This window comes from Pseudomonas sp. E1MeOHC2 (assembly GCF_058745025.1).
Window position 1 is genome coordinate 2603337 of the sequence record NZ_CP196675.1, and the last position, 13847, is coordinate 2617183.

14 protein-coding genes are annotated in these 13847 nt (G+C 61.8%); 7 read left to right on the forward strand and 7 right to left on the reverse strand.

Going from position 1 to position 13847, the window contains the following annotated elements:
* Window positions 1-110 precede the first annotated feature (110 nt).
* Complete coding sequence (locus tag ACSSU5_RS11575; RefSeq protein WP_492561186.1) at window positions 111-743, forward strand: LysE family transporter; 633 nt, start codon at window positions 111-113, stop codon at window positions 741-743.
* A gap of 31 nt (window positions 744-774) precedes the next feature.
* Here ACSSU5_RS11575 and ACSSU5_RS11580 read toward each other — a convergent pair whose 3' ends face one another.
* Window positions 775-1527: a slipin family protein gene (locus tag ACSSU5_RS11580; RefSeq protein WP_027595137.1), complete on the reverse strand. Its 753-nt coding sequence runs from the start codon at window positions 1525-1527 to the stop codon at window positions 775-777.
* Window positions 1528-1529: 2 nt separating this feature from the next.
* Window positions 1530-2879, reverse strand: a complete 1350-nt coding sequence (locus ACSSU5_RS11585) for an NfeD family protein (protein WP_492561187.1) — start codon at window positions 2877-2879, stop codon at window positions 1530-1532.
* A 97-nt stretch (window positions 2880-2976) separates the two neighbouring features.
* Between ACSSU5_RS11585 and ACSSU5_RS11590 the strand changes: the two genes are divergently transcribed.
* The 3 genes from ACSSU5_RS11590 (at window position 2977) to ACSSU5_RS11600 (ending at window position 4447) form a co-directional block, all read left to right on the forward strand.
* A complete protein-coding gene (locus tag ACSSU5_RS11590; protein WP_264310785.1) occupies window positions 2977-3435 on the forward strand; it encodes an aminoacyl-tRNA deacylase in 459 nt (152 codons plus the stop codon).
* Between the two features lie 61 nt (window positions 3436-3496).
* Complete coding sequence (locus ACSSU5_RS11595) at window positions 3497-3739, forward strand: DUF2789 domain-containing protein (protein WP_264310784.1); 243 nt, start codon at window positions 3497-3499, stop codon at window positions 3737-3739.
* 69 nt (window positions 3740-3808) lie between these two features.
* Window positions 3809-4447, forward strand: a complete 639-nt coding sequence (locus ACSSU5_RS11600; protein ID WP_264310783.1) for an NADH:ubiquinone oxidoreductase subunit N — start codon at window positions 3809-3811, stop codon at window positions 4445-4447.
* A gap of 6 nt (window positions 4448-4453) precedes the next feature.
* Here ACSSU5_RS11600 and ACSSU5_RS11605 read toward each other — a convergent pair whose 3' ends face one another.
* Complete coding sequence (locus ACSSU5_RS11605; protein ID WP_033703285.1) at window positions 4454-4891, reverse strand: CBS domain-containing protein; 438 nt, start codon at window positions 4889-4891, stop codon at window positions 4454-4456.
* Between the two features lie 254 nt (window positions 4892-5145).
* Here ACSSU5_RS11605 and ACSSU5_RS11610 point away from each other — a divergent pair, with 254 nt between their 5' ends.
* From ACSSU5_RS11610 to ACSSU5_RS11620, 3 genes are read left to right on the forward strand one after another with little or no spacing between them, the layout of a single operon-like run.
* The gene (locus ACSSU5_RS11610) at window positions 5146-6684 is read left to right on the forward strand and encodes an OmpA family protein (RefSeq protein ID WP_492561188.1); all 1539 of its coding nucleotides are present in this window, start codon (window positions 5146-5148) and stop codon (window positions 6682-6684) included.
* A 21-nt stretch (window positions 6685-6705) separates the two neighbouring features.
* On the forward strand, window positions 6706-8328 hold the full coding sequence (locus ACSSU5_RS11615; protein WP_492561189.1) for a hypothetical protein: 1623 nt from the start codon (window positions 6706-6708) through the stop codon (window positions 8326-8328).
* Window positions 8325-9158 (forward strand): hypothetical protein, encoded by an 834-nt coding sequence (locus tag ACSSU5_RS11620; RefSeq protein ID WP_264310779.1) that lies wholly within the window; start codon window positions 8325-8327, stop codon window positions 9156-9158. The genes ACSSU5_RS11615 and ACSSU5_RS11620 overlap by 4 nt, the downstream gene beginning before the upstream one ends.
* A 125-nt stretch (window positions 9159-9283) precedes the next feature.
* Here ACSSU5_RS11620 and ACSSU5_RS11625 read toward each other — a convergent pair whose 3' ends face one another.
* The 4 genes from ACSSU5_RS11625 to ACSSU5_RS11640 form a co-directional block, all read right to left on the reverse strand.
* The gene (locus ACSSU5_RS11625) at window positions 9284-11014 is read right to left on the reverse strand and encodes a dipeptidase (RefSeq protein WP_492561190.1); all 1731 of its coding nucleotides are present in this window, start codon (window positions 11012-11014) and stop codon (window positions 9284-9286) included.
* A gap of 192 nt (window positions 11015-11206) precedes the next feature.
* The gene (locus ACSSU5_RS11630) at window positions 11207-11947 is read right to left on the reverse strand and encodes an SDR family NAD(P)-dependent oxidoreductase (RefSeq protein ID WP_492561191.1); all 741 of its coding nucleotides are present in this window, start codon (window positions 11945-11947) and stop codon (window positions 11207-11209) included.
* 29 nt (window positions 11948-11976) lie between these two features.
* Window positions 11977-12807 (reverse strand): shikimate dehydrogenase family protein, encoded by an 831-nt coding sequence (locus ACSSU5_RS11635; protein ID WP_492561192.1) that lies wholly within the window; start codon window positions 12805-12807, stop codon window positions 11977-11979.
* A gap of 284 nt (window positions 12808-13091) precedes the next feature.
* Window positions 13092-13805 (reverse strand): FadR/GntR family transcriptional regulator, encoded by a 714-nt coding sequence (locus ACSSU5_RS11640; RefSeq protein WP_264310775.1) that lies wholly within the window; start codon window positions 13803-13805, stop codon window positions 13092-13094.
* Between the last annotated feature and the right edge of the window lie 42 nt (window positions 13806-13847).

Sequence of the window (13847 nt, forward strand, 5' to 3'; positions counted from 1 at the left end):
CCCGCGAAGAGGTCGGTACAGCCGCCGCACACTTTCAAAAAATTACTGGTTATTTTTTCGCCATCATCTTAGCTTAACGTTTTGCAACATATGTTAGAGCGAGGTGTGTGATGTCGATGGAAGTGTGGTTGGGCTTCTTTGCCGCCTGTTGGGTGATCAGCCTTTCACCCGGGGCCGGGGCGATTGCCTCGATGTCCAGCGGCCTGCAATACGGTTTCTGGCGCGGTTACTGGAACGCACTAGGCCTGCAGATTGGCCTGATCGTGCAAATCGCCATCATCGCCGCTGGCGTGGGCGCCATCCTGGCGGCTTCCGCCACTGCCTTCACGATTATCAAGTGGTTTGGCGTCGCCTACCTGGTCTACCTGGCCTACAAGCAATGGCGTGCGTTGCCGATGGACATGAGCGAAGAGTCTGCCGTGCGCCCGATCGGCAAACCGCTGAGCCTGGTGTTCCGTGGTTTTCTGGTCAACGTCAGTAACCCCAAGGCGCTGGTGTTCATGCTGGCGGTGCTGCCGCAGTTCATCAACCCCCATGAGGCGCTGCTGCCGCAGTATGTGGCAATCACCGTCACCATGATCACCGTCGACATGCTGGTCATGGCGGGTTACACCGGCCTGGCTTCCCGGGTGCTGCGCCTGCTGCGCACGCCCAAGCAGCAGAAGCGGCTGAACCGCACCTTTGCCGGGTTGTTCCTCGGCGCGGCAACCTTCCTCGCGACCCTGCGTCGCGCGCCTATCTGATAGGGCGGCGGGGGCGCAAGAGCGCCCCCGGCTATTTCGGCTTTTCCACAAAACCCTTGAGCAAATCCAGCGGCAGTGGAAACACAATGGTCGAGCTCTTGTCCCCGGCAATCGCCCCCAGCGTCTGCATATAACGCAACTGCATGGCCCCCGGCTCCTTGCTGAGCATCTGTGCTGCCTGCATCAGTTTTTCGGACGCCTGCAGCTCCCCTTCGGCATGGATCACCTTGGCCCGTCGTTCACGTTCGGCCTCGGCCTGACGAGCGATGGCGCGCACCATCGATTCGTTGAGGTCGACGTGCTTGATCTCGACATTGGCCACTTTGATGCCCCAGGCATCGGTTTGCGCATCCAGCACCTGGCGGATATCGGCATTCAGCTGCTCGCGCTCGGCCAGCAGCTCGTCCAGTTCGTGCTTGCCGAGCACCGCACGCAAGGTGGTTTGGGCCAACTGGCTGGTGGCGACGAGAAAATCCTCGACCTGAATGATCGCTTTTTGTGGATCGAGCACGCGAAAGTACAGCACGGCATTGACCTTCACCGAGACGTTGTCGCGGGTGATCACATCCTGCGGGGGTACATCCAGCACGACGGTGCGCAGGTCGACCCGGACCATCTGCTGGATGACCGGGATCAGCAGAATCAGCCCAGGTCCTTTGACCTGCCAGAAGCGCCCTAGCTGGAATACCACGCCGCGCTCGTATTCGCGCAAGATACGGAACGCCGACAGCAACAGCACGCCCAGCAGCATCAGCAGGGCGCCGAAACCCAATTGCATGAACATCGTCATTCTCCTTGCGCCGAAGGGGCCGCAGCGCTCACCTCCAGCATCACGCCACGACGCGCCGTGACTCGTACGTGTTGGCCGGGTTGCAGCGGCGTCGCGCACTGTACCTGCCACTGTTCGCCTTGCGCCTGTACCGAGCCGCAGTACGGGTTGTCTGCCAGCACCTGGGTAACGGTGACCAGGCTGCCGACCAGGCCGGCATCGCCGCTGACCAGGGCGCGCTTGCGCGCTTTCAGGGCCATGCCCAGTACACCACCGATAAACAGCGCCGAAAGCACCGCCAGGCTGGCGATCAGGGGCAAGGGGATGCCAAACCCTGGGGCGTCGGTGTCCATCAGGATTACCGCGCCGACCACGAAGGCCACGATGCCGCCAAAGCCGACCACGCCAAAGCTGGGCAAGAACGCCTCGGCGATCATGAAGGCCAGCCCCAGCAGGATCAGCGCCACTCCGGCGTAGCTCACCGGCAGCAACTGCAGGGCGTACAGCGCCAGCAGCAGGCAGATACCCCCTATCACACCGCCAACGCCGGAGCCGGGGTTCATGAACTCGAACAGCAGGCCGTACACGCCGATCATGATCAGGATCAGCGCCACGCTGGGGTTGGTGATGACGGCCAGCAGGCGCGTGCGCCAGTCAGGCAAGTGCTCGACCAGGCTGGCACCGTGGGTCTGCAACAGTCGCGGTTGGCCGGCAACGTCCAGCGTCTTGCCATCGAGCTGGCGCAGCAGGTCGGGCAGGTCATTCGCCACCAGGTCGATCACCTTCAGGCGCATCGCCTCGCTGGTAGCCAGGCTGACCGCTTCGCGCACGGCCTTCTCCGCCCAATCGGCATTGCGCCCGCGCAGCTGCGCCAGGCCGCGTATATAGGCAGCGGCGTCATTGACCTGCTTGCGGGCGAGGGTTTCTTCATCGCCACTGGGCCTGGCCTTGTCGTCCTTGGGCACGCCTGGGGGGCCGCCGATCTGCACGGGGGTGGCGGCACCCAGGTTGGTGCCGGGGGCCATGGCCGCGACGTGGCTGGCATAGAGGATGTAAGTGCCAGCGCTGGCAGCCCGGGCCCCGCTGGGGGCGACGAAGCTTGCAACCGGCACCGGGCTGGCGAGTATGGCCTTGATCATCTGGCGCATGGCGCTGTCCAGGCCGCCCGGCGTATCCATGCGGATGACCACCAGTTGCGCGCCTTGCGCATGGGCCTGGTCCAGGCTGCGCACCAGGTAGTCGGCACTGGCCGGGCCGATGGCATCGTCGATGCTCAACACCCAGACAGCACCGGGCGCTGCCTGGCCGCCCGGCGTCAGCCCAAGCAGCATCAACAGCAACAGCCAGCGCCACCAGCGAGCGGCCACCTGTCGTCACCTCGTTAGCATCTATTACACAAGTTTAGTCATGCCTGCCGGGCCAAGGCCTAAAATTGAACATTGGGGGCAACTCCGGAGGTGCATCATGCGTATGGCAAAAACCCTGCAGGCTCGCCTGGACAAGGCCAACTGCGATTACGACATCATTCCCCATCCACATTCGGCCACCAGCCTTGAATCGGCACGCACGGCCGGCGTACCCGCCGAGCGGGTCGCCAAGTCGGTGATGCTCGATGACCGGCATGGCAACTACATCATGGCCGTGCTACCGGCCAACCGGCATCTGGATATGAGCAAGGTGCGCATGTCTGGCGCCTGGCAACTGACCCGCGAAAGTGGCTTGCCGACCCTGTTCGGCGACTGCGAACGTGGCGCGGTACCGGCGCTTGGCGACGCCTACGATATAAAAATGCTGCTCGACCCCACCCTTACCCGGCAAGGTGATGTCTACTTGGAGGCGGGTGACCACGATCACCTGATCCACATGAGCATGGAGCAGTTCATGAAGCTGGTACCGCACGCCGAAGTGCGCGAGCTGTGCTGATGTTCTCAAGCCAACGCCGGGCGGGCGTCGTGGACGGCCTGTCCGGCTTTTAGGAGGAATCATGGAAGCGCCGATCCATCCATTTGCCGAGCTGTTCAAACAGCTGGGCTTACCTGACGATGCCTTGAGTATCGATCAATTCATCACCAGCCACTCGCCGCTGCAAAACGAGATCAAGCTGGTCGATGCCCCGTTCTGGACCGAAGCCCAGCGCAACTTCCTCATCGACAGCATCAACGAAGATGCCGATTGGGCAGTCCCTTTCGATCAACTCAACGAAGCATTGCGCCGCCCCCGAAAATAAAGCGCCGAGCGGCACCTGACGACTGATTGGCCGTTGCTATGCTCAGGAAAACAATAAGGGGATAGCGCGATGAAAGATCCCTACGCACCAGGCTTCTGGTGCTCCGTGACGATCCTGGGCACCCTGACGGCCAGTTACTTCTATGGCATCAGGCAGACGCAACAGATGAACCAGGCGGTGCAGTTTCTGTACGCCGCCGCCGCGGTCACCGTGGCGGTTGCGCTGGTGGCGCTGACCTGGATCGCCTGGCAGCATTTGCACCTGAACAAGCGCGAAGTGGTTCAGGGGCGAACGCTATTGACCATTTGGAACACCAAAGTAGCCCTGCGCCGGGTCGAGACGGTTTTCGACCGTTATTTCTGGGGCAGCTACTGGCATTCCGGGCGCACCTTCGAAGAGGTCATGGGCGAGCTCAAGGGCACACCGCTGGAGCAGAGCCTGGACGCCCTCAAGCGCCAGTGCCGGGCGCTCGACCGCGAAATCCACGATCACCAACACCATTGGCTGGCCAACGCGCGGGATCTATCCAGTGTGGCGACGGCGATGGCCCGTGAGCGCTACCAGCTCGACCTGGGGGAGCCGACGAGCAGTGGCAATGGCACTACCGCCGTGCTCAATCGGGACCTTGAAGTGCTGGTTTACACCTGGTCGGCGCGCCTGCGCAGCTTCGACCACCAACTGGACGAGCTGGAACGCGCCTACCATTGAGGTGGCTCACTCGCCGCGGATGTACTGCTCCAGCTGCAGAATCAAGTTGGCCTGCTCGGCGATGGTTTCCTTCACCAGGTCGCCGATCGACAGCAGGCCCAGCAGCTCGCCGTTGCTGACCACCGGCAGGTGGCGCAGGTGCAGGTTGGTCATCTGGTTCATGCAATACTCCAAGTTGTGCTTGGGTTCCACGGTAATCACCGGGGCGCTCATGATCTCGCGTACCGGCGTTGCCGCTGACGAACGGCCCTTGAGCACCAGCTTGCGGGCGTAGTCGCGTTCACTGACGATGCCCACCACTTGATTGTTCTCCACTACCGGCAGCGCGCCGATATTTTTTTCCGCCAGCAGCTTCAGGGCCTCCAGCACCGAGTCATCAGGGCCGATGGTGTAAACGGTCTGGTGTTTCGACTTGGTTTTGAGGATTTGTTCGACGTTTTTCATACGGGCCTCTGCGGGTGGAAAAAGCGCTGTCTCAATTAAATAAAGCATCCGGCACGGCGCTCTGCACGGCAATGCAGGAAACGGCATCAAGGCCATTGAAAAACGTCATGGTTGAATCAAATGCGGGTCACGCACCGCGTAAGCCGCGTGATCGGTGCTGGAGATGCTTACCTGGGTGGGGCAAAATCCCCGGTAATCTGTGACAATGCATGTCAATTTGCCACCATCCAGACCTCGTTCGGCAAGGAGCCGCAATGCAAAGTATGTTTCGCCTTACAGCGCTAAGCTGCGCCTTCATCACCGCTGCCGGTTGCAGCAGCCAACAGATGGACAATATTTCCAAGAGTGTGAAAGACATTGGCAGGGACTACGGCCTGCCCGTGCTCTGTGGTGTCGGCGCGGTGGCCGGGGGGGCTGCCGGGTATGCCCTCAAAGGCAAGGACGGTATCTTGCCTGGCGCCGCTGCTGGCGGGGCGCTGGGTTGCGCCGTCGGTTATGTCTGGCAGTCGCGTCTGCAGGAGCTTGACCGCATCGCCAAGGAAGAGAACCTGAGGATCACCACCGAGAAACTGACCGTTGCCTCCGCCGCTGTCGTCACCGCTGTGCCAGAGGATGCCGGCCTGGTGACCCAGATCGAAGACACCGGGATGTTCGCCACCGGCTCCGACCAGTTGACCGTGAACGGTCAACGCGCGGTGGCCAAGCTGGCGCAGATGTATGCCAAGCCTGCGGCCACCGACAAGCAGGCCGCTGCCAAGGAATCCCAGGCTCGTCGCTTGCTGATCGTTGGCCACAGCGATGCCGTGGGTAACGCCGATTTCAACCAGAAGCTGTCCGAACGCCGTGCCAAGACCGTCGGCAAGGTCATGCTGCAGGCCGGCATTCCCGCCAATGCGATCTATTACCAAGGGGCCGGTGCGTCCCGCCCGATTGCCGACAACAGCGACCCGCTGCTGCGTGGCAAGAACCGCCGTGTGGAAATCGTCGAGCTGGCCAACGAACAGGCCCTGGTGATGCGCGCCCAGGCTGAAGCGAGCAACACCCGCTACCTGCACTACGGCACCTCGACCGCAACCAAGCCCCGCCAGGCCACCACGACCGCACAAGCGAGCAGCAAGCCTGCGGCGAACAAGCCCACCACCGCGCAGCGTACGCCTGCCGCGACCAGCACCAGCACCAGCACCAGCACCGCGAAGGCCGTTGCTTCCGTGCGCCCGCAGGTCGATTTCGCGGGTACGCCAGTGGCCAGCTACAACTGGACCATGGCGCAGAGCATCAAGCCGAAACAGAGCGGCTTCACGCTGATCAGCAGCGCCTATGCCACGCAGATGCCGATGTCCAGCTGCGAAGCCGACCGGCCGCGTAATGCTGGCGAAGTGCTGAGCATGGTCAACGACCAGCCCTTGCAGCGTCGCGCGACCAAGGATTACCTGCCGGGTTACAACAACCGGGTGTGGGCCAACCTGGTCAACGGGCACCTGGTGACCGTGTCGCCGGTTTCGATCCTGCGTGAGAACGCCATGGTCGACCGCCAGCCAATTCTCCAGCTGGTCGAAGACTACAAACAGCCTACTCAGCACAAGCCACAGACAATGAAAGCCGTGGCCAACACCTATGAAGGCGAAAGCGAAGTGCTGTACCGGGTCTTCGCCAGTGATGCCCAGGCATCGATTTCCTGCATGGATATCGTGTTCAGCAAAGGCAACGCCGAGGTCAGCCAAGGTGCCTTGTTCTATGCCGCTGGCAGTGATGCGTTTGTCGCTTCCTACAAGCCGATCCCGGCCACAAAATAAACCCAGTCAAGGACGTCCTGAATGGAAGACTTTTCGCTTGCTGCACTCAAATCACTGATTCTTGCCAATCAGTTGCTCTCCGCCGGCCTGCTTTCACTACTGATCACCGCGGTGATCGTGCGTAACTACTGGGAAGAGGTTTCCTACTTCCTGATCCGTGTCTGGCACAGCTTCCCGTTGATCGGTACGGTGGCGCGCCTGTCGCGCAAGCCGGCTTCGGTCGACGCTGAAGGCTGGATCAACCACGAAGTCAACCTGTCGAACGTGTACAACAAAAAATTCAAGTTGTACGCCAAGGACGCGAACGCCTACAGCGCCTACCTCGATTACCTGGCCAAGGCCGGTGAGGCCGGGCGTTCCGCGCGCCCGTGGTGGGTGTTGGCGGTCGTCCTGATGCTGGTGGTGGTCGAGGCCATGGGTTTTGCCTATGTGGTCGCAGGCTGGGTGAACATGGATGCCTCGACCAATGACCGTCATTGGCTGACGGCGTTCGTGGCGATTCTGCTGGCCGTCGCTTCGGCGTTTCTTGCCGAGGCTGCCGGGCATGCGGTGCACCACAACAGCCTGGTCGCCCGCGCGCGCCATTGGTGGCAAGGGGAAGAGCCTTCCAAGCGCTCCCGTTCGCTGAAAGCCAACAAAGCGATCAACCTTGAAGACTCCTTCGCCGACTCGGACAAGCCTGACTACGAGCAGCTGCTGGCCCGGGTAAAGGACGTGAACGCCAACGTCTCGCGCAAGTTCTTCTGGTTGATCACCTGCGGTGTGTTCGTGGTCGCCATGGCCATCGGCGCCTTCCTCATCCGCTCGGCCACCCTGGACAGCATCGAGACTGAGATGGTCAACGGCATGCGTGCCGAAGCGTCCACGCAAAGCAGCAGTGCGGGCTCGCCATTCGACCTGCCGGCAGAGTCCCAGGCCATCAACGATGAAGCGGACAACGCCACCATCGACGACAAGATGCAGGCGATCCGCAAGGCGAGCCTGACGACCTATGTCATGCTGTCGCTGATCTACGTGGCGATCCAGGGTATCAGCCTGTGGTTGGCCAGCCGCTACTTCTTCGCCGGTACGCACTCGCATACCGCCTGGCAGCGTACCCACAAGTACGCCACCTCCGAAGAGATGCTCGACGCAATGGATCAGAAACGTTCGGCCATCGCCAGCCATGCCGATGACAAGCTGCGCCGTCTGCAGACCTTGTTGTCCAGCCGCGACCACACCGATGCCAATGTGCTGACGGCGCTGGATGGGGAAAATACCGCACGTCGCAACTTCCTCAGCTTCGTCGAGCACAAGGCTGACAAAGTCTCGGAGCAGCCTGAGAAGCCCGCGCGCCCCGTTGAAACTGTTGCACCAGCACCAGCACCAGCACCAGCTGCCGTAGCCGTCGCCATGCCGCCGGTCGAGCCTCAGCCTGTCGCTGCTCCTGCTGCCCCCGCTGCTGCAGTGGCCGAACCGGTCGCCACAGTCGCTATCAAGGCCTCCGAGTTCCACGATGTCACCGGCCTGCCGGAAGAAAGCCTGGCCGCCGCCAGCCGTGCGCTGAATGTCAGCGAGGCGCAACTGCGCGACATCCGCGAGCAACAGCAGGCGCTCAAGGCGCTTGGCCTGTTCCCGGTGAAGAAGGAGGGCATGCTGTCATGAGGCTTGCCAAGGCCCTGATCCTTGCGCTGGCGCTGCCTTGTGCAGCGCTGGCCGCCGAACGCAACGACCTGCAGAGCTGCTACACGCGCAATGGCCTGGCCGATATCAAGCCAGCAAGTTCCGGCCGCGAGCTGGTGGTGATCATCGATCAGACCATCCCGATGCCTGAAGACTTGCAGCGCAGCAGTTGGGGCCAGATCGACCGGTTCGTCCAGCCGGGCGATCGTGTCCGGCTGTATACCTTCTCGGCGTTTCTGCCGGGTGAGTATCAGCGCCTGGTGTACGCGGGCGAGCTGGACATGCCGTTGCAGGGCGAGGTTCGCGACGATGTGAACATGCGCAAACTGCGTGGCCTGGACCAGTGCCTGGCGACCCAGAAGAAAGCGTTTCAGGCAGGCTTTGGCGGCTTGTTCGTGAAGGGCCTGCGCGAGGCCCGCCAGGACATCCCCAAGAGCGAAATCATGAACACCCTGCGCCGTGTCGGTGAAGACATGGGCAAGGAGCAGGGTGTCCAGGAGCGGGTGGTGTACCTGATTTCGGACATGCTCGAACATTCCGACTACACCAGCTTCTACGCCGCCAACCAGATCAAGCAACTTAACGTTGGCAACGAGCTCAAGCTTGCGCAAAGCAAGGGCTTGTACGCAGACCTGCAAGGCGCCCGGGTGTATGTGACTGGCGCAGGCCTGGTCACCGATGCGGTGAAGCATGCCTATCGCTCTGGCAAGACCATGGATGCGCTGAACGACTTCTGGGCACAGTACCTGAATGCCTCCAACGCGACGCTGGAAGGGTTTGGTACACCGAGCCTGAGTACCGACCTTCGGTAAACCGGGGGCCGCTTTGCGGCCCATCGCCGGCAAGCCAGCTCCTACAGGCCCCTGCAAACCTCAAGGTGCGGGAGCTGGCTTGTCGGCGATGGGCTGCGCAGCAGCCCCGTTTCACGCGGTCTGGCTTACAGCTTCGGCATCTGCCCGATGCGCGCCACCATCTCGCTCACCACCTGCAGATCCAGCATGAACTGCTCCACGGTCTTGAACTCGTTGTCGTTATGCCCGGTGTATTTCACGTTGGGCATGGCCAGCCCGAATTGCACGCCGTTGGGCAGGTCATGCACTGAAGTAGCCCCCGCCGAAGTGCCAAATTCGTGCTTCATGCCCAGGTTCTCGCTGGCCACGGCAAGCAGAGCCTTGACCCATTCGCCCTCCGGGTTGCGGTACATCGGCGCGTCGAGGCTGTAGTCGAAGGCGACCGGAACGTGGCTGGCGCTCTTCCACTTGTCGAGTTTGGCAGCCAGGTCATCCTTGATCGTGGCAATTGCCTTGCCCTTCGGGATACGCAGGTTGACCGCCAGTTTCAGCCCCTTGTCGTCCACACCCACAAAGGTCGGCGATGCCGTCAGTGGCCCCATGAACGCGTCTTCAAAGCCCACACCGAGCTTTTTGCCCAGGTAGTCCAGGCCCCAGTTGTCGTTGGCATAGCGGGCAGCATCGGTGAACTGGTTGTGCTTGAGCGGCACCTGCTTGCCCAGGCCATCGATGAACACCAGCATGCGCGCCACTGGGTTGACCCCGGATTCAGGCTCGGACGAGTGGGCCGAGACGCCTTTCACCGTGAGCAGCACTTCCTTGCCGACCACTTTGGCATCAATGCTGAAATCACCGCCGTTGCCCTTCACATACGCTGCGCCGGCCTTGTTCAGGCTGGCCGCCAGCTTGGCGGGCTTGTCGCCGGTCAGGGTCGCGACCGATGTCGTGGGGATCTGGTTGGTGGCCAGGCCGCCGGTGAGGTGGGTGATTTCGGCGCCCTTGCCGGTGGCGGAGCGCTTGGCGAAGCTGGCCATGACCGTGCCGTAGCCTTTCTCGGCGATCACTACTGGATAGCCGCCATCCAGCGCCAGGTTGTAGTCGGGTGTCGGATTGCGCTCGAAGTAGTAGGGGATGGCATCGCCGCTGGTTTCTTCGGTGGTGTCCACCAGCAGTTTGAGCTGGCGGGCCAGGGGCAGTTTCTCGTCCTTGGCCACTTTCAGCGCATACAGCGCCACGACGATGCCGTTCTTGTCGTCTTCGGTGCCACGGCCGTACATGCGGTCGCCTACCAGCGTGACCTTGAAGGGGTCGAGGCGAGTGCCATCGTCCAGCTTCCAGTTGTCCGGGTTGACCGGCACCACGTCAGCGTGGGCATGGATGCCCACCACTTCCTTGCCTTCGCCGAGGGTGATCTCGTACACCCGATTGTCGATATTGCGGAACGTCAGGCCAAAGCCTTCGGCCAAGGCTTTGATCTTGTCGGCGATCTTCAGGAACTGCGGGTTTTCATGCTGCGGTACGCCCTCGACGTTGAAGGTGGGGATGGCCACCAGTTCGCGCAGGGTCTCGGTGGCGGCTTTGCCGTACTTGATACGGGTATACAGGCCCAGCAGGCGATTGATTTCGTTCTGCTGCTCGTCGGCCAGCGGCGTGTTGGCCAGGTAGGCGCTCAGCGTCTCGCCGAGGTTGTCAGCCTTGGCCAGGTCGCTGCCGTTGAGCTTGCCGATGAATTGCTTGAAGTCCGCCGGATCCGTGCCGTCGTAGGCCTTGATGATGGCCGCGGACTGTTGCTGGGAGAGGTTGGCCTGGGCCGGTACGCTGAACAAGCCGATGCTGGCCAGCAGCAGTGAGGTAGCGGTAAGTTTTTTCAGGTACATGGGCGCGCGCATTCCTTCGCGAGTTGTTGTTAGGGGGCACCCGTTCGAAAAACGGGAAGGTGCCCACGCTAACACCAATGCCATGCAGTACGGGAGTACCAGAAGCGCGACACGTCGCCTTGCGCACTGCGCGTGGGTAAGTGCTGCCCCCGGGCCTCCTGAACACCGCCGGTAGAACCCAGGCGGCCTGACTCATCCGGCGATGTACAGCCCCCCGTTCACGTGCAGCACTTCACCGGTCATGAAGCTTGAGCCGTTGCTGCACAGAAAGGCGATCACCGAGGCGATTTCGATGGGCTGACCCAGGCGTTTGAGCGGGGTCTGTTCCACCGAATCGGTGCCGCGGGTGGCGATCAGGGCCTGGGTCATCGGGGTTTCGATGATCCCCGGAGACACGGCGTTCACCCGGGTCTGTGGGCCCAACTCCCGCGCCAGGGCTCGGGTCAGGCTCAGCAGGCCGCCTTTGGAGGTGCCATAGTGCGCGTTCGCGTATGCCCCCCGGTGTGCGGCTACCGAGGTCAGGTTGACGATTGCGCTGTTGGCGCGCAGTGCCGGGATTGCTCGACGGCAAAGATAGAACACCCCGTCGAGGTTGATCCCCAGGGTCTGGCGCCATTGCTCATCGGTCATCTGGTGAATCGGCTGCGACTGGTACAGGCCGGCTGACGGCACCAGGAAGTCAATGCCACCGAAGCGTTCGATAGCCAACTGCACCGCCTTGGCCGAATCTTCCGGGTCGGCGGCATTCATCTGCAGGGTGGCGATGCGTTGGCCGCTGGCGTCGAGTTGCTGGGCAAAGTCTGCCAAGCCATCGCCGTCCAGGTCAGCGAGTACCATCGAGGCGCCGTATTGATAGAACAGCTTTGCCACCTCGCGGCCAATGCCACCGTTGGCACCCGTCAGCAGCAGGACGCGATTGTTGAAATCGTACATGGTCGGGTTCTCTGAAAAGGTGCCTGGGCTCATTGGCCGAGAATGCGAGCCAGATGCTCGGGTTGCAGGTCAACGCCGAGAAAGCGGCAGATCTGTACGATCTGGCCATAGATCATGTGCTGTCCGTGGTGTACGCGGCAGCCACGCTGGCGTGCTGCAGCCAACAGGGGGGTGTCTCCGGTGCGCATCACGGCTTCGCAGACCAGGGCATCCGCCCGTAGGGTGTCAGGGTCGAGCGGCAGGGCATCGTCGTCGTTGAGGCCCAGGGAGGTGGCGTTGATAATGACGTCGAAGTCCTGCGCATTGCCATCACTGGTGCTCAGGTCAACGCTGGGGAACTGCGCTTTCAGGCGTTCCAGCAGGGCTTCGGCGCGGGCAGGGGAGCGATTGTAAATCGCCAGCCGTGCCGGTTGTTGCCGGGCAATCGCCACGGCAATCGACTTGCCAGCGCCACCGGCCCCTACCAGCAGCACGCGCTTGCCTTGTAACTGATGACCCTGCTGATGCAGGCCGGCGAGCATGCCGTCACCATCGAAGTTGCCGCCAATCAGCCGACCGCTCTCGGGCTCGATCCGCACGGCATTGACCGAGCCAACCTGGCGCGCGATGTCGGTCAGTTCGTCGCAGTATTCAACGATGCTTTCCTTGTAGGGAATGGTTACCACCAAGCCGTTCAGATTGGCGATACCAGATGCGCCGAGCAGTACCTTGTGCAGGTTCGTCCCTTGTACGTGCAGCGGCACGCAGACCAGGTCAAGGCCCTGGTTGGCGGCACTGTGGTTGATCACTTGCGGGGTTTTTACATGGGCGATCGGATCGGCAACGATGCCGATCAGGCGCGTCTGGCCACTGATGTGCATGGGGAACCTCAAAGGCAGGAGTGGGAGCGGACGTTGGCTGTCACGCCGCAATCCACCGCATGAAGTGCAGGCCCGAAAAAGGGATCTAGCGCAAGCAGCAATACCGGTGATCGGGCTGCCGAGTTGAGGGCAGGGGCGGCGCTGGCGGCGCGGATCAATGAAGCCAATAGCTGTAACTGTGCTCTGATACGGCTCATGAGGAGCAACCTGTCTGACATATTTTATTGTTGTCAGACATGATCGTAAGAGGCTTCGCTTTTCGGTGTCAAGCGTACTGCAGGGGATCAGGCCTGCAGGTACATGTTCATACGCTTGGCGGCATTGCGTAGATGGCGCTCGGCGGCTTCGCCAGCCAGCACCGGGTCACGCGCCTGGATGGCCTGGAAGATTGCCTGGTGCTCGTCCTGCACGTCCTGGATCAGCTCGTTGTAGATCTCGGCGGTGTTGCTGCGTGCCTCGCGAATCAGGCGTCGGACGCTGTGGTCGAGGTATTCGTTGAGCGATTTGAAATGCGGGTTGTGGGTGGCCGCGACAATCGCCTGGTGGAAGGCATAGTCTTCGTCGTCGCCCAGTTGATCATTGACCATGGCGTATTCCATACCCACCAGTGCCTGGCGAATCTTCTTCAGGTCTTCGGGCGTATGGCGCAAGGCCGCCAGGCGCGTGGCACCCACTTCAATGGTGATCAAGAATTCGAGGATATGCAGCAACGCACCCTCTTCGCCCAGCGACACCTCTTTCAAGCGAAACGCATGGCGCTCGCCGCGCTTGGCGACGAATGCGCCCTTGCCTTGCTGAGTGGTGATCAGTTCCTCGAACTTGAGCTGCGACAAGGCTTCGCGCACCACCGCCCGGCTTACCGAGAACTGCTCGCATAATTGCCGTTCGCTGGGCAGTTGATCGCCGGTAGCCAGCCGTCCGGACTGTATCTCGCCACTGAGCCAGTTGACGATCTCCATGGGCAGGGGCTGGCTGGGGTGCACGTTATCGCTTTTCATTGTTCAGTCCTCTGCCTTGAGGCAGCACGGTACGCGTTCGAA

What these genes read in the sequence shown, in the direction of transcription:
- ACSSU5_RS11575 (WP_492561186.1), top strand. Translation starts at nt 111, where the DNA reads ATGTCGATGGAAGTGTGGTTGGGCTTCTTTGCCGCCTGTTGGGTGATC.
- ACSSU5_RS11580 (WP_027595137.1), bottom strand. Translation starts at nt 1,527, where the DNA reads ATGTTCATGCAATTGGGTTTCGGCGCCCTGCTGATGCTGCTGGGCGTG.
- ACSSU5_RS11590 (WP_264310785.1), top strand. Translation starts at nt 2,977, where the DNA reads ATGCGTATGGCAAAAACCCTGCAGGCTCGCCTGGACAAGGCCAACTGC.
- ACSSU5_RS11595 (WP_264310784.1), top strand. Translation starts at nt 3,497, where the DNA reads ATGGAAGCGCCGATCCATCCATTTGCCGAGCTGTTCAAACAGCTGGGC.
- ACSSU5_RS11600 (WP_264310783.1), top strand. Translation starts at nt 3,809, where the DNA reads ATGAAAGATCCCTACGCACCAGGCTTCTGGTGCTCCGTGACGATCCTG.
- ACSSU5_RS11605 (WP_033703285.1), bottom strand. Translation starts at nt 4,891, where the DNA reads ATGAAAAACGTCGAACAAATCCTCAAAACCAAGTCGAAACACCAGACC.
- ACSSU5_RS11610 (WP_492561188.1), top strand. Translation starts at nt 5,146, where the DNA reads ATGCAAAGTATGTTTCGCCTTACAGCGCTAAGCTGCGCCTTCATCACC.
- ACSSU5_RS11615 (WP_492561189.1), top strand. Translation starts at nt 6,706, where the DNA reads ATGGAAGACTTTTCGCTTGCTGCACTCAAATCACTGATTCTTGCCAAT.
- ACSSU5_RS11620 (WP_264310779.1), top strand. Translation starts at nt 8,325, where the DNA reads ATGAGGCTTGCCAAGGCCCTGATCCTTGCGCTGGCGCTGCCTTGTGCA.
- ACSSU5_RS11625 (WP_492561190.1), bottom strand. Translation starts at nt 11,014, where the DNA reads ATGTACCTGAAAAAACTTACCGCTACCTCACTGCTGCTGGCCAGCATC.
- ACSSU5_RS11630 (WP_492561191.1), bottom strand. Translation starts at nt 11,947, where the DNA reads ATGTACGATTTCAACAATCGCGTCCTGCTGCTGACGGGTGCCAACGGT.
- ACSSU5_RS11635 (WP_492561192.1), bottom strand. Translation starts at nt 12,807, where the DNA reads ATGCACATCAGTGGCCAGACGCGCCTGATCGGCATCGTTGCCGATCCG.
- ACSSU5_RS11640 (WP_264310775.1), bottom strand. Translation starts at nt 13,805, where the DNA reads ATGAAAAGCGATAACGTGCACCCCAGCCAGCCCCTGCCCATGGAGATC.